The organism is Calidithermus terrae (genome assembly GCF_003574345.1).
In the GTDB taxonomy this organism is placed as follows: domain Bacteria; phylum Deinococcota; class Deinococci; order Deinococcales; family Thermaceae; genus Calidithermus; species Calidithermus chliarophilus.
Genome location: NZ_QXDL01000017.1, coordinates 16,759 through 34,345, shown reverse-complemented (window position 1 = coordinate 34,345; position 17,587 = coordinate 16,759). Strand labels below are relative to the sequence as shown.

Below are 17,587 nucleotides of genomic sequence, written 5' to 3'. Positions count from 1 at the left end.
GGCGGAGCTGGCGGTGCTGCGGGGGCTGAGGCGGACGCTGGGGCGTGCGGGGCGGGTGGCGGTGGTGTGCGAGCTGTACGACCCGGACCCGGCGGCGGTGGCGGCCAAGCGGGCCGAGGCCGAGGCGCTGCTGGCGGAGGCCGGGCTGCGGGTGGAGGGGGCCCTGGCCTACCGGGCCTCCACCCTCCTCTACGCGTATAAGCCTGCCCAGGCCGTGGCCCAGCCCGAGAACCGCCTCAAGGGGTACTCGCTGCTGGGCTGGCTGCTGGAGCCCTACGCCCGGGCGCTGTCGGCCTGGGAGGGCGCGGCCCACGTCCAGGTGCCGCTGTGAGCGAGGCCGGCCTAACTTAACCGGGCGGCGAAGCCGACGGGTTAACCCTTCCCAGAAGCCCTCCCTGCGGGGAGGAGGAGGGGTTGGACGCTTTGCCGCCGCGGCGGCAGCCGAGCTCGGCGACAGGGGCCTCGAGCACGGGTCCGGCCGGTCCGTTGCCGGCTTATACCGGGTTCAAGAGGGTAATCTCCAAATCCGAAGAGCCCCAGGGCGCACTCCTCCCGCGGGGCGCTGCCGCCCTCCGCCGCGCGGATAACCCCGATCCGGTCAGCCCGGCGCCGGGCTGACCGGATCGGGTATTCGAGCCGGGTGCGGCCGGGCTTCCCCGGGTGCCCGCGCCTCCGGTCGGCTGCCGCGTGCTCCGACTCCCGGGCAAGGGTTCATAGGGTGAGGGCTGTCCGCGAAACGGAAGGGCCAGGCCGCCGAGCCACTCGGCGGCCTGGCCCGAAGACGCTCAGTATTCCCTGAAGCTCATCTTCACCGGGACGATGGTCTGGAGGTCGAAGCTGCGCACGGTGGGGAAGTTGGGCGGCGCCAGCGTGCTGTTGGCGAAGCGCAGGTCGTAGTCGTAGGTCTCGATGTAGCCGCTGCCCAGGCCGCCGGAGCTGTTGAGCGTGCCGCGCAACTGGTCGGACGACTGGATCACCCCGCCGTAGACGTGCATCTTGCCCTGTTTGCCCCGGCCGCCGTAATTCTCCACGGCCAAGCCCTTGCCGCTCGCCCCGGCCAGGAAGGAGCCCCACAGGTAGATGTTGTCGGGGGCCTTCACGGGGCTGTCCTCGATGACGATGTGGTCGCGCTGGGAGAACACGCCCAGCACCGTGGGGACCGAACCGTCGGCGCTGACGCAGCGGGGGCGGCTGCTGGTGTAGCCGCCGTCGGCCACCTTGGTGGGGTCGCACTCGTAGACCAGGTCGCTGGTCACGCCGATCTTGTTCACCGCGGTGATGTTGAGCTGGGTCTCTTTGGAGAGGGCAGGCCGGATCTGGTCGGGGGGCGGGTGGTCGGGGCAGAGGTCGGAGTTGCCGGGGTAATCGACGCCGCAGGCCAGCGGGCCGCTGCGGCCGGGGCCGCGCAGGTCGTCGATGCGTCCGGTGACGTAGATCTGGCCCGTTGGCCCGCCGCTGCCGAGGGGGGCGTGGCCGTTGGGGACGCCCGAGAAGACCTGCAAGGGCCCCCCGTTGAGCCTGACGGAGGTGGTGTTGGCGGCGTAGTCGGCGGTGATCACCCAGGTGTTGCTGCCCTGCCTCAGGGTGTAGACCTGCTTGCCGTCGCCGCTGGCCTCGAGCCGGAGCTGGTCGAGGTTGCCCTGCACGTAGATCCCGCCCCGGACGCTCCCCCCGTCGTTGACCAGATAGACCCCGTCGGGGATCGAGGGGCTGCCGGTGCACCGCCGGGTGGGGGGGTTGTGCAGGCCCAGCCGGTAGCAGATCTCGGAGTTGCTCGGGGTCGAGGTGTCGAGGGGGTCCATGCCCAAGGCGGCGCGCTGCTGGGAGAGCGTGGAGTTGGGCAGCTCCACCTCGGGGGCGCCGCGGATGAAGCCCTTCTCGAAGCGGGGCACCGTGCAGGGCGGGCGGGAGTCGCCCCTCACCCAGACCCTGCTCGCGCCCCCGCACCTGCCGTTGGCGTTGTAGTAGTAAGCGCCGTCGTCGCTGGTGCTGATGACGTCCCGGAAGACGGGGGTTCCCCAGAAGCCCCACGCGTGGTTGGCGTGGACCGGCCCGTTGAACACGGTGCCCGTGGGGAAGAACCCCGCGTCGCCCTCCGCGTCGTCGACGAGGAAGAGCCACTGCGACAGCGAGGGCCTGCCCAGTTGGATCTGGAAGATCCCCTTGTCCTGCACGCGCCGTATCCCACCGCCGGCCCTCCCGGTCGAGGTGATGACGTAGTCGGCGACGTAGGTCTGGGCGGGCGCCTGGCCGGCGGTGGCGTAGGCCAGCCCGCGCAGGTTGCTCACGCTGTACTGGACGGTGGCCGAGCCGATGCCGCCGAGCGAAGCCCCGGCGACGCTGCCGAAGTTGGTGTTGAGGGTGTTCTGGATCGTGGTCGCCAGGCTGCTCCACTGGCTCTGGGGGATTACCCACTCGGAGTAGGGGTCGGCGGTGGCCGACATGAGCGGGAGGATGGCGTTGCGGATGTCGGAGCGGGCGGGGCCGGCCAGGGCGTAGCGGGCATAAGTCTCCCCGGCCTCGGCCACGGCGCGGGCCTGGGCGAGCTGGACGCTCGAGCGGCTCTGCTGCAGGTCGCCCATCGAGCCCACGAAGAGGATGGTGATCACCGAGACCAGAACGGTCAGCAGGACCAGGGCGGTGATGAGGGCGAGGCCGTGATTTCGCATGCTACCTCCTAAGGTCGACGGTCTGCGACAGGGTGAGGGTGTCCCGCGCGCCGTTGGGCAAGAGCTCGGCGCTCTGGCCCGTCAGGGCCACGCGGATCGCGCGGATCTCGTTCCCGACGTAGCGGCTGCCGGGGACGTTGGGGTAGGCGCTGTAGGTGCCGCCCAGGGCGCTGGCGGCGGCGTCCAGGGTCTCGTAGAACACGAGCTGGGAGGAGGGGTCGGAGGGGTTGAGCGGGACGCCGTACCAGACCTGGATCCTCGAGATGCCGAACGCCACCACGCCGGTCTGCGCCCCGGGGGTGCCCAAGCCGGTCCTGCGGAAGAGGACGGTCTGGCTGGGGTCGAGCGGGTCGGTCTGCAGGAGGTACGTGGCGATCTGGGCTTTGAAGATGTAAGCCGCCGGGCTCCACAGCCCCGAGATCCGGGTGGTGTTGTGCTGCAGCTTCTCGGGCGGGCTCGAGTTGCAGCCGGGGGTGCGGTGGTGCACGTGGGTGATCTGCATCAGTTGGTACTCGCTGCCGTTGAGCAGGATGGCCGTGTCCCCGTCCTGGAACTCGCTCGCGTCGCAGACTCGGGTCTCCGCCGAGTTCGTGAAGCTGTTGCCGGGCGGCTCGGCGACGCGGGTGCTGGTCCCGTCGAGGGTGACGATGCTGACCCGGGTGTGGTTGCTGCAGGCGGCGCTGGCGCCGCAACTGCTCTGGTTCCAGACGTGCAGGCCCGCCGCCGAGCGCAGGTCCTGGGCGATGAGCGTCAGGGCGGCCCGCAGGTTCTGCTGGGTGCTCAAGCGGGTGTCCTCGCGTCGCTTGTGCTGCAACGACGAGGAGATCGCCTGGGTAGCCAGCGCCATGAGGATCCCGACGATGGCCAGGGCCACCAGGATCTCGACCAGGGTGAACCCCGCGCGGCGCTTATTGGTCGACGAAAGTGCTGAGCGCAAAGCTGGCCTCCCCTCCCTTTACCCTGGCGTAGCGGATGGTGACGTCCACCCTCCAGACCTGCGGGCTGCTGGCGAACAACGTGGTCTGAACCCGGAAGGCGTAGCGCCCCCACTCGGCGTTGAGGGACGCGGGGCTGGGATCCCCTGCCGCGACGAAGGTGGGGTCGTTGGCGTAGTCGTAGCCGTAGCCGTAGGTCCTGGCGGTGGTGAAGGCGTTGAAGTCGAGGGTTTTGGCGCGGAACCGGTCCAGCCACCCTTCGGCGGCGGCGACCGCTTGGGCCCGCGTGCGGTTGTCGGCGTTGGCCTGCATGCTGCCGACCACCGACGGCGCGAACATCCCCAGGGCCAGGCCGAGGATGACCAGCGCCAGGAGCACCTCCATTAAGGTCATGCCTAGCTTCTTCAAAACGACCTCCTGTCGAGGTTGTAGGGACGTTTAGCCGGGTCGGGAACCAGGAAAAGATCGCTTTCGAACAGCGGACCCACCTCCATCCTCACGCGCGCCTCGAGCCGCCTCAGAGCTTGACGACCCTGACCGCCCCGGCCATGGACGGCAGGACGCGCAGGGTCCGCGCCCCGTCCGTCACCCGGACCTCGAGCGTGCCGGGGTCGAGCGTCATGTAGCTGCGGGTGTCGAAGGTGACCGTGTTGCCCACGGCGACGTTGCTCAGCCGTACCGACCCGGTGAGCGCGCGGGTTTGCCGCACCACCCAGCTCCCGCTGACCTGCTCCTCGAGCACGTAGGCGTTCGACCCGCTGACCCGCAAGCGCCAGGGGTTTCCGGTCGAAAGCCCACGGGCGCGGCAGCTTTGCAGGTCCTGCGCGAGCATCTCGGCGGCGCTCTCGAGGTTGAGCTGGCCGCGCAGCTTCCCCAGACCCATGAGGCCCAGGGCCATGACGCTGCCCAGCAGCGCCAAAGCCACCAACATTTCCAACAAAGTCAGTCCTTTTAAGGAGCGCATACTCGGAGTGTAGGTTAGATACTTATCAGAATTAAGGTTATCTTTAGCTTAAAACCGCCACCCCCATCTGGGGGTGTTTGGCGGATTAAGCCCCCTCATGATCCGGAAGGCCCGTTCCCTTAGCCAACCGAGGGAAAATTCGCGCCCTCATGAGAAGTTAACCGGGTGGATCGTGGCACTTGCTGTGTCAATCCGGCCGGAAATTGATCCGCGTCCATAGTCCTAAATGGCAGGATGCACGGATGTTCATGGCTTTTTCGGCGTTTGTCGCGAACTTCGGTTAAAGCAGGGGCTCGAGGACGTGCTATGGGCGGACGCTACGCCGCGGGCGGCATAGCTCGCGGGGGAGTGCCGCGGTCAAGTGGAAGCATTGCATTCAGGCGGCCGGGGGTTGGCCTGTTCCGTCCTCAGGCCGCGGGCAACAGGCTGAGGAAGGCCCGCACCACCTCGGGGTCGAGCGTCTTGCCGGCCTGGGCCTCGAGCTCGGCCCGCACGGCCTGGGGTTCCCAGGCCGTCTTGTAAGGCCGGGTGTGGGACAGGGCGTCGTAGACGTCAACCACGGCGAAGATGCGGGCCTCGAGGGGGATGGCCTGCTGGCGCAAGCCCTGCGGGTAGCCGGTGCCGTCCCAGCGCTCGTGGTGGTAGCGCACGACGTTGAGGGCGGTGTCGGGCAGGAAGGAGAGCCCCTGGAGCATCTCGTAGCCGATCTCCGGGTGGGTCTTCATGATGCGCCACTCGCCCGTGTTCAGCTCCCCGGCTTTCTGCAACACCTCGTCGGGCACGGCCAGTTTGCCCAGGTCGTGCAGGTAGGCCCCCAGGCGCAGGCCCTCCAGGTCGGCGAAGCCCAGCCGCTCGCCCAGGGCCATGCTGAGCGCGACCACCCGGTCGGTGTGGCCCTTGGTCTCGAGGTCGCGCAGCTCGAGGCCCAGGCCCAGCGAGCGCAGGGCGGCCTCGCGGGTGCGGGTGATCTCCTCGAGGTGGGCCACCCGCTCCAGGGCCCGCTCGAGGCGGCGGGCCACCGCCTCGAAGAGCGCCAGGTGCTCCTGCGAGACGGCGTGGGGCCGGGTGAAGGTGCCCAGGGCCAGCACCCCCACCACGCGCTCCCCCTGCGACAGCCGGGCCGCCAGCACCGAGCGGATCCCGCTGCCCTTGTACTCGCGCAGCGCGTAGGGCCAGGTCTGGTAGTCGGGGATCCACACCGTTCCCCCCTCCAGGGCCCGGTCCACGTTCTGCGGCCGGAGCCAGATGGGCGTGCTGCCGGCGACGCCGGGGTGAGGCTCGGGGTAGCGCCCGACCTGCACCACCGGTCGCCAGTGGGCGTACCCCTTGGGGTGCTCCTCGCTCGCCTCGAGCCGGTAGAGGCTGCCGGCCTCGAACCCGGTGAGGTCCAGCAGGGTCTCCAGCGCCCGGCGCGCGACCTCCGCGGGGTCGGTGAGGGTCTCGAGGTCGGCCGACATCTGCACCAGGGCGCGGTACGCGTCGGCCTGGCGCTGGGCCTGCCTGAGCGCGGAGAGCCTCGAGATGGCGACGCCCGCGACCTGGGCGAGGGCCTCGAGGACGTAGCGGTCCTCCGGGGTCAGGCGCCGCGGCCCGGCCAAGCCCTCCTGCCCGGCGGTGTCCACCGAGAGCACCCCGATGAATTGCCCCTCCGGGTCGGAGAGGGGCACCCCAAGGTATGAGCCCGCGCTGCGCTTGCCGGAGGCGAACTGCGAGGTCGCGACCCGGGACACGTCGGGGATGAAGAGGGGCGCTTTGTTGCGGTAGACCTCCCAGGCCACCCCCTGGCCGTTGTAGAACCGCAGCCCCACCGCCCGCTCGGCCGCGTACCCGGCGGCCGCGACCACCTCCAGGCTTTCGTCGGCCGGGTTGAGGCGGCTGAGGAGGGCGGAGACCGCGCGGGTCTGGCGCAACGCCTCCTCGACGGTGCGCCGGTAGACCTCCTCGGCGGTGTGGGCCGGGCCGAGCGCCTGCGTCGCCTGGGCCAGGGCCTCCAGCCGCAGCACCTCGCGGGCCTGGGCGGCCTGGGCCTCGAGCTTCGAGAGCACGTTGCCCACCCCCTGCGCCAGCACACTCAGCAACGCCGCGTCGTCGGGGGAGAACTCCTGCTCGCCGTGGAAGGCCAGCGCCCCCAGCGGCCCGCCCTCGGGGTCGAAGAGGGGCACGAAGGCCGCGTGGTAGCGCTCGGGGTCGGGCACCTCGAGCCGGTGGACGCGGGGGTCGCACAAGGAGGCGAACAGCACCTGGCGCTGCTCGATGGCCCGCCAGGACATCCCCTCCCCCTTCGGCAGCACGTAGCCGACGGGCGGCTGCGGGCCGAGGCTGCCCACCACCCGCATCACCTCGCCCTCGCGGCGGAGGGCGGCGGCCAGCGCGACCGGCATGAGCTCGGCGACGAGCCCGGGCAGCGAGGCCCACAGGGCCTCGGCCTCCTTGAAGCTCGCGAGCGAGGCCAGCACCCTCGAGAGGACCTCCTCCCGCTGCAGCCGCTCGCGGGCGCGCTCCTGCTCGCGCAGGGAGCGCAGCACCACCTCCAGGCTCTTGCCCAGCTCCTCGGCGAGCCCTAAGGCCTCGGCGCTGAAGGGCTCGGGGCTGCGGCGGTCGAGGTTGAGGATGGCCTCGATCTCGCCCCCGAGGGGCACGGGGACCACCAGCGTCCAGTGAAAGCCCGCCAGGTTGGACTCGACGGGGTGCAAGTCGGAGGGGTGCTCGGCGACGCGGTGGGCGCGGGGGAGGGCTTGCAGGGCCTGCTGGCGGGTGCCGCCGTACCAGGCGAAGACCCGCTCGGGCGAGAAGCGGATGGCACGGAGCACGCTCAGGTCGAAGCCGGCCACGGCGGTGTAGCGGTAGCCTTCCGGCCCGCGCACCACGATGCTGCCCGCGTCGGCGTCGGGGATGAGCCCCAGGGCTCCGGGCAGGGCCCGCTGGAAGAACTCCTCGACACTCCCCGACTTGACGAGCTGGCGCAAGAGCTCGAGCAAACTCCGGTGCGCACAACCCATACCAACCGCAGTTTAGACACCCCGAAGCCCCCCGGTAAGGTTAGATGACCCAGCGCCCTGCAGGGGCTTCGGCAGCGCCAGGGCCGCGACCCCGGAGGCCGGGAAGCCCCGGGTTTGACCGCAAGCCCCGGATAGCCCCACGGCGGCCCGGGCCCTAGGCTAGGGGCATGAGCCTGAGCCCCGAGGACCCCATCCACGCCGCCCGCTGGGCCGCCTTCGCCCGGCGCGACCGCAGCGCCGACGGCCGCTTCGTGGTGGCGGTGCGCAGCACCGGCATCTACTGCCGCCCCTCCTGCCCCGCCCGGCGGCCCAAGCCCCACAACGTGAGCTTCTTCGACACCCCCGAGGCCGCCGAGGCCGCCGGCTACCGGGCCTGCCTGCGCTGCCGCCCGCGGGAGGTCCCGGCGCGCTTGGACGTGGTCCGGCGGGTCAAGGCCGAGCTCGAGCGCGCCCCCACCCCGCCTACCCTGGCCGAGCTGGGCCGCCGGGTGGGCCTGAGCCCCTACCACCTCCAGCGGCTGTTCAAGCAGGAGACCGGCCTCTCGCCCCGAGAGTACGCGGCCGCGCTGCGGCTGGGCCGGCTCAAGGAGAGCCTGCGCTCGAGCGCCAGCGTGACCGAGGGGATGTACGAGGCGGGCTACGGCTCCAGCCACGCCCTCTACCGCAACGCCAACTCGCAGTTGGGCATGAGCCCCGCCACCTACCGCCGAGGAGGAAAAGGCATGAAAATCCGCTACGCCTTCACCGAGACCCCGCTGGGCCTGGCCCTGCTCGCCGCCACCGGGAAGGGCCTGTGCGCGCTGCACTTCGGGGAGGACCGCCAACAGCTCGAGGCCCTGCTGCGCGCGGAGTTCGCCCAGGCGGAGCTCGAGCCCGGCCAGCTCGCCGAGTACGCGCAGCCCATCCTCGAGCACCTCTGCGGCCAGCCCGCCTCCCTCGACCTCCCCCTCGACCTGCGCGGCACCGCCTTCCAACTGCGGGTGTGGGAGGCCCTGCGGGCGATCCCGCCCGGCCAGACCCGCACCTACGGCGAGCTCGCCCGGGCCCTGGGCGACCCCAAGGCCGTGCGGGCGGTGGCGCGGGCCTGCGGCGCCAACCCGGTCCCGCTGGTGGTGCCCTGCCACCGGGTCATCGGCGCGGGCGGCAAGCTCACGGGCTACCGCTGGGGTTTGGAGCGCAAGCGGAAGCTGCTCGAAGCGGAGCGAGCGGCGGTTGTCCGCAGGTAGCCGGTAGCCGATGACGCGGGTCGTACGTCGTACGCAAGACGCAAGGCGCAAGACGCCAGTCGTACGTCCTACTTCGTGCGTCGTACGCAAGACGCTGGACGCAAGACGCCAGACGCGGGACGCTTTGGCCCTCGGCCCTTGACAGACCCCGGCCTTACGCCTGCTCCCCCTCGCCCCAATCCGCCACCACCACCCGGTCGCGGCCCTGGCGCTTGGCCTGGTACAGGGCGCCGTCGGCCATGGCGAGGAGGGTTTCGGGGTTGTCGCCGTGTTCGGGGTAGGCCGCGACGCCGACGGAGAGGCTGATGGGCCCTAGGGTCTTGCCCTGGTAGCTCAGGGCGAGGTGCTTGGCCGCCTCGCGCAGTTGCTCGGCCCGGCGGCGGCCGTCCTCGAGGCGCGCGTCGGGGAGGATCACCACGAACTCCTCGCCCCCGTAGCGGCAGGGGACGTCCTCGGCGCGGAAGCGCGAGCGCACCAGGTGGCCCAGCGCCTGCAGCACCTGGTCGCCGGCCTCGTGGCCGTGGGCGTCGTTGAAGCTCTTGAAGTGATCGACGTCGAAGAACAGCAGCGACAGGGGCCGCTGGGCCCGGCGGGCGCGGAAGAACTCGCGCTGGAGGGTTTCCTCGAGGTAGCGGCGGTTGAACAGCCCGGTGAGGGCGTCGCGGATGGACTGGTGGCGCAGCGTCTCGCGCAGCCGCAGGTTGGCGATAGCCAGGGCCAACTGGTCGGACACCAGCATCACCCGCTGCTGCTCACGCTCGGGGGCCTCGGTGGGCGGCGGGCTGCCCAGGTACAGCAGGCCCAGCGTCTCCCCCTGGGCGCTCAGCGGCTGGCAGGCGTAGCTCGCGGGCAACGCCCCCTCGAGGTGCTCGCACCTCAGCCCCTTCCGGCTGTCGGCGACCCAGTGGAGCTGGCCGCGGCGCAGGCCCCAGCAGCCTTCGGGGCTGAAGGCCTCGGGCGGGGGCCCGCCCCAGCTCGCCAGCACCTCCATGAGGTTGCGCGAGGGGTTGAGCAGGTAGACCGCCCCGCCCGTCCCCTCGAAGAGCCCGGGCGCTACGTGGGCGATCACCTCGCCGGCCTCCTCCAGGCTCAAGCAAGCCTGCAGCAGGCTCGAGAGCTGGTTGAGCCGGCTTTCGAAGCTGCGCTCGGCCTCGAGGCTGGCGACCTGCTGGGCCAGCGCCTCGCGGGTTTGCTTGATCTCGGTGACGTCGAAGAAGGAGGCCACCGCCGCGTAGGGGCGCTCCTCGCCGGGGTGGAACAGCGGCTGGGCGTTGACGCTGATCCAGACCAGCGCGCCGTCGGGCCGGTGCACGCCCATGATGACCCCCTGCTGGGGCTGGCCGGTGCGCAGGGCCACCATGGAGGGGTGCTCCTCGCCGGGGAGGGGACGGCCGTCCTCGCGCACCGTGCGCCAGCTCGCCTCGCGCGAGCTGCGCCCGACCATCTGGCCGGGCGTGAGGCCCAGCAGGGCCCCGGCCGCGGCGTTGGCCGCGACGATGTGCCCCTGGGCGTCCTGCACCACCACCCCTTCGCTCAGGGCCGAGACCATTCCCCGGTACAGCGCCTCGCTCTGGTTGACCGACTCGAACAGCCGGGCGTTCTCGATCGCCACCACCGCCTGGTTGATGACCGTCTCCAGCAGCTCCACGTCCTGCTGGTCGAAGTCGCGCTGGTCGGGGCGGTTGATGGCGGTGAGGGTGCCGAGCTTGCGGCCCTGGTAGTGCAGGGGCATCACCAGCACCGCGCCGCAGCCGGTCTCGGCGCGGCGGCGCTGCACCTCGGGGCTCTCGCGCGGGTCGGGCCGGCCCTTGGGGGAGAGGGCGGGCTCGAGCTCGCGCAGGGCCCAGCCGGTGAGGCCTTGCATCAGCTCGTCGAAGCCCACGTCCACCACCTGCCCCGCCCCGGGGCCCGCCCGCACGCTATGGGTGACCCGGCGCTCCTCGAGGTCCATCACCATCAGCGTCACCCGGTCGGCGGGCAGCGCGGCGGCGACGTCGTTGACCAGGCCCTGCAGCATCTGGTCGAGGTCGCGCCTGTGGATGAGGGTCTGGCTCACCCGGGGCAGCAGCTCGAGGCGGCGCAGGCTCGAGCGCAGCGCGGCCTCGTTGCGGCGCAGGGTCTCCTGGGCGCTCTCGAGGCGGCCGGCCATGCGGTTGAGGGTCCGGGCCAGCTCGCCCACCTCGTCGGCGCCGTCCACCGGGGCCCGGTGCGACAGGTCGCCCTCGCCCAGAGCCTGGGCCACCCCCGCCAGGCGCTGGATGCGCCGGAGGGCGTGCAGCACCAGCCACAGCACCATCCCCAGCGCCAGGGCCAGCGCCGAGGCGGGCCCGGCCACGGCAAGCCACTGCGCCCGCCTCGAGGCGGCCTCGCTCGCGGCCAGGCGCTCCTGCAAAAGCGCCTGTTCGGCGGCCTCGAGGGCCTCGCTCACCCCCCGGATCCGGCCGAGCTGCTCCTGGCTTCGCGCCATCAGGGCGGGGGGCACCGGCTGGCCGCTCTGGACGGCCCGCACCTCGGGCTCGGCCACCTCCTCCTGCCAGCGCTCGAAGCGGGCGATCAGCTCCCGCACCCGCTCGGCCTGGGGCGGGTTGTCGTTCACCCGCGCCAGCAGCGCCTGGCTGACCTCCGCGAAGCGGCCCTGCGCCCGGTCGTACTCGGAGAGCAGGCGGGGCTCGCCGCTGACCAGGTAGCCCCGCAGCGCCGCCACCGCCTCCTGGATCACCTCGCGCTGTTCGCGCACCGCGGCGATGACCTGGAGGGTGTGGGTGACCCACCGGCCCGTGGAGAGGCTCGAGGCCAGCGCGGCGTGGACCGCCCACGAGACCCCCAACGCCAAGCCCAGCGGCAGCAGAAAGGCCAGCAGCAGCTTATGGCGCAGGGCCATTCAACCCGCCCTCTCCCGTTCGCGGTCGATCATGCCCAAGAAGGCTTCAACCACGGCGGGATCGAAGTGGGTGCCGGCTTGCTCTTGCAGGTAGCGCAGGGTTTTCTCCTGGCTCCAGGCTGCCCGGTAGGGCCGGTCGGAGGTAAGGGCATCATACACGTCCACGACTGCGAAGACGCGGGCCGCCAGGGGGATCTCCTCCCCCCCCAGGCCGCGCGGGTAGCCCGTGCCGTCCCAGCGCTCGTGGTGGGCGTAGGGGATCTCCAGCGCCGGGGCGAGGAAGGGGATCTGGGAGAGCCACTCGTAGGCGAGGACGGGGTGCTTCTTCATCTCGGCCCACTCCTCCTCGGTGAGCTTGCCGGGCTTGAGCAGCACGGCGTCGGGAACGGCCAGCTTGCCCACGTCGTGCAGCAGCGCGCCCCGGCGCACCTGGCGCAGCTCCTCCGGCCCCATGCCCATGCGCCGGGCGAGCTCGAGGGTGAGCTCGGTGACGCGGCGGGAGTGGTTCTCGGTCTCGTGGTCGCGCAGGTCGATGGCCGCGGCCAGGGCCTCGATGGTGTGGTCGTAGGCGCTGTGCAGCTCGGCGTTGGCCCGCTCCAGCCCGGCCAGCAGCTCGGCGTGGGCCAGCGCCACCCCGGCCTGGTTCGCCAGGGCCTTGAGGAAGGCCCGGTCGCCGGCGCCCAGGTGCAGCGGGGCGCGGCGGAAGGCCTCGAGCACCCCCTGCAGCCGCCCCCCGGCCAGCACCGGCACCGCGGCGTAGCCCACCAGGCCCTCCTCGCGGAAGGTCTCGACACGGGGGCTGTCGGCCCCGGCCGCCCAGATGTCGGGCACCTCCAGCGGCTCGAGCCGCCGGGCCACCCCGCCCAACAGGCCCTGCCCCAGCCGGACCCGCTTGCGGGCGAGGCCAGAGCCGCGGAAGCCCTGCCCGCCCACGTACTCCAGCTCCTCCGCGGCGGCGTCGAAGCGGTAGAGCGCGGCGGCCTCGACCTCGAGGTGTTCCAGCGTCTCGCGCAGGATGAGGGCGGCGATGTCGGCCATCCCCTCGCGGTTGAGGATGGCCTGGTCGATCTTCTGCAGCGCCTCGAGCTCCCCCACGCGCTGCTCGAGGCGGGCGTTGAGCGCGAGCACCGCCTCCTCGGCCTGCTTGCGCTCGGTGACGTCGCGGAAGTTGACCACGACGCCCCCCACGCTCGGCTCGAGCAGCAGGTTGGAGGCGATGGCCTCGAGCCAGCGCCACGAGCCGTCCTTGTGGCGGAAGCGCATCAGGGCGGAGCCCAGGCCGCCGGGCCGCTCGAGCACCCGCCCGAAGACCTCCCGGGTGGCCGCCAGGTCCTCGGGGTGCACCAGCTCGAAGGCGTTCTGGCCCAGCCGCTCCTCCTGGGAGTAGCCCAGGATGCGCGTGGAGGCCGGGGTGTCGAAGACGATGTTCCCCTGGGGGTCGAGCAGGCTGATCGCGTCGGGGGCGTTCTCCACCAGGGCGCGGAAGCGCCGCTCGCTGGCCTGCAGGGCGCGCTGGCTCTCGACCTGGCGGGTCACGTCCTTGGCGGTCACCAGCACCGCCGGCCGCCCGGCGTAGGTGTGCACGTGCGAGGCGATCTCCACCCAGATCTCCCGCCCGTCCTTGAGGCGGTGCCGCCAGGGGCCGCTGCTCTCGTGCTCCTGCCGGGGCTGGGCCAGGTTGGCCTGCAGCCGCCCCACCTCCTCCGGCGGCCGGATGTCGAGGAGGGTCATGCCCAGGAACTCCTCGCGGCTGTAGCCGTAGGTCTGCACGGCCGCGCGGTTGACCTCGAGGAAGCGGTGGCTCTCGCGGTCGTAGACCCACATCGGCAGGGGGTTCTCCTCGAAGAGGCGGCGGAAGTTGCCCTCGAGCTCGGCCCGCTGGCGCAGGGCCTGCTGGGCCTCGACCATCTCGCTGACGTCGTAGCCCACGGCCAACCCCGCCCAGACCTTTCCCCCGGCGTCGCGGACGGGCTGGACCACGACCTTGTAGTGTGCGCCGCGGTACTCGCGCACGTCGGTGCGGGTCTCGCCCGCCAGGGCCGCGCGGTAGAGGGGCTCGAGGTAGGGCGCGGAGGCCGGGACGGCCTCGGACAGGGTGCGCCCCTCGAGGTCCTCGCGCCTCAGCCCGGCCTCGGCCAGGCCCTGCCCTTCGGCCAGCAAAAAGCGCAGGTCGTGGTCGAAGAGGAACACCGCGCCCTTGGGGAGGTCGCGGGCCAGGGTGCGGTACATCTGCTCGCTGCGGACGAGCTCCCGGCGGCCGCGCTCCTGCGCGGCCTGGAAACGCCGGGTCAGCTCGAAGACCAGCAGCCCGCTCAGCAGCACGAAGGCGGTGCCCTTGAGGCCCTGCAGCTGGGTGATCTGCTGGGGGGAGAGGCCCAGCCCCAGCAGCACCCGGTCGCTCAGCACAATCCAGGCGATGCCCAGCCCCACGTACGTCAGGAACACGCGTAAGGGCCAGCTTCGCTCAGAAAGCATCGGCAGTCCCCGGAGCATCCGACCTCAGCGCCATGCCGCAGGGTTCCCCCCCTCCAAGCCCGTGCCTGGGCCATTACCAGGGTACAGGCAAACCCGGCTGAGATTTGAGGAAAAATACCCATCAACCCCGTCGTGGTGGGAGTGGAGCCAGGAATGGCGGGAAGGTTTCCGGGCCGCCAAAGCCCTACCCCCCGACGACCTCGAGCCGCGCGTAGCGCAGGGCCAGCCGCCGCAGCCCGTCGCCGAAGGCCACCATCGCCACCCCGTCCTCCAGCCGGATCACCGTGCCCAGCCCGAACTGCGCGTGCCGCACCTTCTGGCCCGGGCGCACGTTGTCGGGCGAGGCCACTGCGGCGGCGCGGGGCAGGAATTCGGCCAGGTCGCGGAATTCGTGGGGGCCGGTCGGGGCCTCCAGCGGCCCCAGCGCCTCCCACACCTCGCGCCCGGCGGGGGAGAGGCCCAGCGCCTCGAGCCAGCCCTCCCGCTCGGCGGCCGCGAACAGCCGCAGCACCTTCTGGGCCACGGCGCGGGCGTGCTCGGGCGGGGCGGGCCACCACCGGTAGAGGTAGCGCTCCAGGCTCAGGGCGCCGAGGTCGCGGGCGAGGGCGAGGGTCTCGAGGCTCGATAGCTCCCCGGCCGGCTTGGACAGCGCCGCCCCCAGCCGCTCGACCGCCTGCAGGGTCTCGGCGGCCTCCGCCTCGCGCAGAAAGCGCGAGGGCGCGCTCGAGCGGGGGGCGTAGAGGTGGGTGTCGCCCTTGCTGCGGGTGAGGGCGACGTAAAACAGCCGGCGCTCCTCCTCGGTGTTGGGGTTGCCGCTGTAGGGGAAGGTGCCCTCGGTGCAGTCGGGGACGAGCACCATCGGCCACTCCAGCCCCTTGGCCCGGAACACCGTCATCAGGGTGACGGCCTCGTCCGCGCTGTCTTGCTCGAGCTGGAGCTCGCTGAGGTGCCCCAGGTGCTCGCGCAGCTCGCGCACGCTGCCCTTGTCGCGCGCGTAGTCGAGGAAGGCCTTCACGCTGGCGGCCCGGCCCTCGCCCACCTCGGGGAAGCCGCTGTGGGCGCGCAGGTAGCGGCTGTACTCCAGCCGCGCGTCGAGCGCGGCCAGCACCCCGGCGGCCCGCTGGCCCTGGGCCTGCCCCAGCCACTCGAGCACCCCCGCCAGCTCCTCCAGCCGCTCGCGCTGGCGCCCCTCGGCCTCGGGGGCGGCCTGCCGCAGGGCCTGGCTCAGGGGCACGCGCTGGGCGGCGGCCCGCTTGCGGATGGCCTCGGCCAGGGTGCGGCTCAGGTAGCGGGTGGGGCGGTTGTAGGCCAGGCCCCAGGCCTGGGCCAGGCGCCCGGGGTCGGGCTCGGCCTCGAGGCGCCCGAGCTCGAGGTAGGCCAGCAGGGTCTCGATCTCGGGGCGGCGGTAGAAGGGCGGGCTGCCCACCACCCGGTAGGGGATCTGGGCCTCGATGAGGGCCTGCTCGATGTAGGGCGTCTGGGCGTAGAGCCGCACCAAAACGGCGACGTCGCCCGGGCGCAGCCCCCGCCGCAGGGCCTCGGCGACCTCCCCCACCACCGCGCGGGCCTGGTCGGGCACGCTCTCGGGGCTGTGGACGAGGACCTGCCCCTCGAAGCCGCGGGTCAGGCTCAGCCGCTTGGGCTCGCGCTGGCGGTTGTGGGCGATGAGGCGCCCGGCCAGCGCCACCTGCGCCGCCGAGCAGCGGAAGCTGTCGCGGATGAGGTACTTCTTCGCCCCGTAGCGCCGCTCGAACTCGAGGATGAAGCGCGGGCTGGCGCCGCGCCACTCGTAGATGGTCTGGTCGTCGTCGCCCACCACCATGTAGTTGCGCTCGGGGGTGAGGGCGTGCAGGATCTCCGACTGGGCCAAGTTCACGTCCTGGAACTCGTCCACGAGCACCGCCTGGAAGCCCTTAGCCATGGCCTGCGCCAGCCCCTCGTGCCGCACCAGCAGCTCCCAGCCGCCCATCAGGAGGTCGTCGTACGTCAGCGCGCCCTCCTCCTGCCGCACCTGCTCGTAGAGGCGGTAGAGGTCTAAGTACCACTCGAGCCCCGCCGGGGCCTGGGCCTGCTGCGCCACCTTCCAGGCCTGAGGGGGCAGGGCGGCGGCCTCGAGGTCGGCGTAGTGGAGGTTGCCCTTGCAGGCCCCCACGTAGCTCAGGAAGTCCTCGAGGTCGAGGGCCTCGAGCTCCTCGGCGTAGCCCACCCGCAGCTCGCGCGCCCGCCGCAGGGTCTTCGTCAGCAGCGCGCGCTCCTGCCCCTCGCCCAGCGGCTCGTCCTTCAGCGCGACCAGCCCCTCCTTGGCCGCCCGCCGCACGATCCACAGCCCCAGCGCGTGCAGCGTCGAGGTGCGCACCGCGTCGCAGTGCGGCCACGCCGAGAGGGCGCGCTTGAGGTCGGCCACGGCCATGCGGCTGAAGGAGGTCAGCAGGATGCGCCGGGGGTCGAAGACCCGCTGCCGCACCAGCCGCTCGACCCGGTGCACCAGCGCGGTGGTCTTGCCCGCCCCCGCCACGGCGAACACCAGCGCGGGCCCGTGGTCGTGGGCCACGATGGCTTCTTGCTCGTCGGTCAGGCGCACCGCCATGGGCTTATAGCCTACCAAAAGCTCCCCGGAGCCGGTCATCGTCGAGGGTCAAAAAGCGGAAAACCCAAGCGGATTTGAAAAACCCAAGCGGCTGTTGTACCTTGTAGTGAGGGAGACTGATATCCTCTTGGGTAAATGCCGAGCCGCAGGATAGGTGGCTTCCGGATAGTTATATATCCCAACGATCATCGCCCTCCCCACGTTCACGTCATGACCGCCGGTGGTGAAGTCCTTATCCTCCTCGGCCTCGACGGAGAGGCTGTAGAGATTCGGGAGATTCGCGGGGCCGTCAAAAACGGCGACGCGGTGAGGGCTATAGAAACAGTGAGTCGAAACAACGATTCCCTGTTGGAATGGTGGCGAGAGATCCATGGTGACTGCTGATCTTCTTAGACAAATTGAGGCCGCTCGGAAGGCGGGTGAGTCGGCGGAGCGGACCGAGCCCGCTGCCCGCCAAGCCCGCTACAACCCACTGTCGCGGGAACTCGAGGTCGAGCTCAGGGATGGCCGCCGCATATCGGTCAGCGTTGACCTGATCGAGGGTTTACAGGGGGCGAGCGACGAGGCGTTGAGCGGGGTCGAGGTGACCCCGGCCGGGACCGGTCTCCACTGGGAAGCGCTGGATGCCGACGTGAGCGTGCCTTTCCTCGTAAAGGGTGTCTACGGGACGCGAGCGTGGATGGCTCGTTTAGGGCGGCGAGGGGGTAAGGTCAGCAGCCCGGCCAAAGCCGCAGCGGCTCGAGAGAACGGGAGGAAGGGGGGGCGGCCTCGAAAGTCTTCGGCCTCACAACCGGAGGAGGCCCCCGTCCTATCCACGGACTGTACGGTTCGGCTGCGCCTGCCGCGCACGT

11 protein-coding genes and 1 pseudogene are annotated in these 17,587 nt (G+C 71.6%); 4 read left to right on the top strand and 8 right to left on the bottom strand.

All coding sequences use genetic code 11. From position 1 onward, the window contains the following. A partial coding sequence (locus Mterra_RS22160) for a hypothetical protein (protein ID WP_218022867.1) occupies positions 1–331 on the top strand: 331 nt, incomplete at its 5' end. Positions 332–785: 454 nt separating this feature from the next. On the opposite strand, the gene Mterra_RS03645 is transcribed toward Mterra_RS22160, so the two are convergent. From Mterra_RS03645 to Mterra_RS23555, 5 genes are all read right to left on the bottom strand, one after another. Then, positions 786–2,669, bottom strand: coding sequence for a DUF4900 domain-containing protein (locus Mterra_RS03645; protein ID WP_119313932.1), 1,884 nt, complete (start codon positions 2,667–2,669; stop codon positions 786–788). 1 nt (position 2,670) lies between these two features. Then, entirely contained in the window at positions 2,671–3,606 is a 936-nt protein-coding gene (locus Mterra_RS03640) for a PilW family protein (protein WP_119313931.1), read from the bottom strand. Further along, a complete protein-coding gene (locus Mterra_RS03635; protein WP_245971515.1) occupies positions 3,578–4,012 on the bottom strand; it encodes a type IV pilus modification PilV family protein in 435 nt (144 codons plus the stop codon). The genes Mterra_RS03640 and Mterra_RS03635 overlap by 29 nt, the downstream gene beginning before the upstream one ends. A gap of 109 nt (positions 4,013–4,121) precedes the next feature. Then, on the bottom strand, positions 4,122–4,568 hold the full coding sequence (locus Mterra_RS03630; RefSeq protein WP_119313936.1) for a GspH/FimT family pseudopilin: 447 nt from the start codon (positions 4,566–4,568) through the stop codon (positions 4,122–4,124). A gap of 407 nt (positions 4,569–4,975) precedes the next feature. After that, positions 4,976–7,567 (bottom strand): GAF domain-containing protein, encoded by a 2,592-nt coding sequence (locus tag Mterra_RS23555; RefSeq protein WP_119313929.1) that lies wholly within the window; start codon positions 7,565–7,567, stop codon positions 4,976–4,978. A 167-nt stretch (positions 7,568–7,734) separates the two neighbouring features. On the opposite strand from Mterra_RS23555, the gene ada reads away from it, so the two are divergent. Beyond that, positions 7,735–8,793: a bifunctional DNA-binding transcriptional regulator/O6-methylguanine-DNA methyltransferase Ada gene (ada, locus tag Mterra_RS03620; protein ID WP_119313928.1), complete on the top strand. Its 1,059-nt coding sequence runs from the start codon at positions 7,735–7,737 to the stop codon at positions 8,791–8,793. A gap of 154 nt (positions 8,794–8,947) precedes the next feature. Here the strand turns inward: ada and Mterra_RS03615 are convergent, their stop codons facing one another. The 3 genes from Mterra_RS03615 to Mterra_RS03605 all read right to left on the bottom strand — a co-directional run bounded on the left by Mterra_RS03615 (position 8,948) and on the right by Mterra_RS03605 (position 16,736). Continuing rightward, positions 8,948–11,674 (bottom strand): diguanylate cyclase, encoded by a 2,727-nt coding sequence (locus tag Mterra_RS03615; RefSeq protein WP_119313927.1) that lies wholly within the window; start codon positions 11,672–11,674, stop codon positions 8,948–8,950. After that, entirely contained in the window at positions 11,675–14,119 is a 2,445-nt protein-coding gene (locus Mterra_RS03610) for a PAS domain S-box protein (protein WP_170159540.1), read from the bottom strand. It abuts the gene before it with no gap. 214 nt (positions 14,120–14,333) lie between these two features. Continuing rightward, on the bottom strand, positions 14,334–16,736 hold the full coding sequence (locus Mterra_RS03605) for an ATP-dependent helicase (RefSeq protein WP_119313925.1): 2,403 nt from the start codon (positions 16,734–16,736) through the stop codon (positions 14,334–14,336). A gap of 135 nt (positions 16,737–16,871) precedes the next feature. Here Mterra_RS03605 and Mterra_RS03600 point away from each other — a divergent pair, with 135 nt between their 5' ends. Together Mterra_RS03600 and Mterra_RS23630 are read left to right on the top strand one after the other, a co-directional pair. Next, positions 16,872–17,120: a DUF4160 domain-containing protein gene (locus Mterra_RS03600; RefSeq protein ID WP_119313924.1), complete on the top strand. Its 249-nt coding sequence runs from the start codon at positions 16,872–16,874 to the stop codon at positions 17,118–17,120. After that, positions 17,107–17,385: pseudogene (locus tag Mterra_RS23630) on the top strand (DUF2442 domain-containing protein); the annotation flags it as partial. The gene Mterra_RS03600 and the pseudogene Mterra_RS23630, both read left to right, overlap by 14 nt. Positions 17,386–17,587: the final 202 nt, after the last annotated feature.

Bases quoted from the DNA above. Each gene is read 5' to 3' on its own strand.
- Mterra_RS03645 (WP_119313932.1), bottom strand. From the start codon at position 2,669: ATGCGAAATCACGGCCTCGCCCTCATCACCGCCCTGGTCCTGCTGACC.
- Mterra_RS03630 (WP_119313936.1), bottom strand. From the start codon at position 4,568: ATGCGCTCCTTAAAAGGACTGACTTTGTTGGAAATGTTGGTGGCTTTG.
- Mterra_RS23555 (WP_119313929.1), bottom strand. From the start codon at position 7,567: ATGGGTTGTGCGCACCGGAGTTTGCTCGAGCTCTTGCGCCAGCTCGTC.
- ada (WP_119313928.1), top strand. From the start codon at position 7,735: ATGAGCCTGAGCCCCGAGGACCCCATCCACGCCGCCCGCTGGGCCGCC.
- Mterra_RS03615 (WP_119313927.1), bottom strand. From the start codon at position 11,674: ATGGCCCTGCGCCATAAGCTGCTGCTGGCCTTTCTGCTGCCGCTGGGC.
- Mterra_RS03605 (WP_119313925.1), bottom strand. From the start codon at position 16,736: ATGGCGGTGCGCCTGACCGACGAGCAAGAAGCCATCGTGGCCCACGAC.
- Mterra_RS03600 (WP_119313924.1), top strand. From the start codon at position 16,872: ATGCCGAGCCGCAGGATAGGTGGCTTCCGGATAGTTATATATCCCAAC.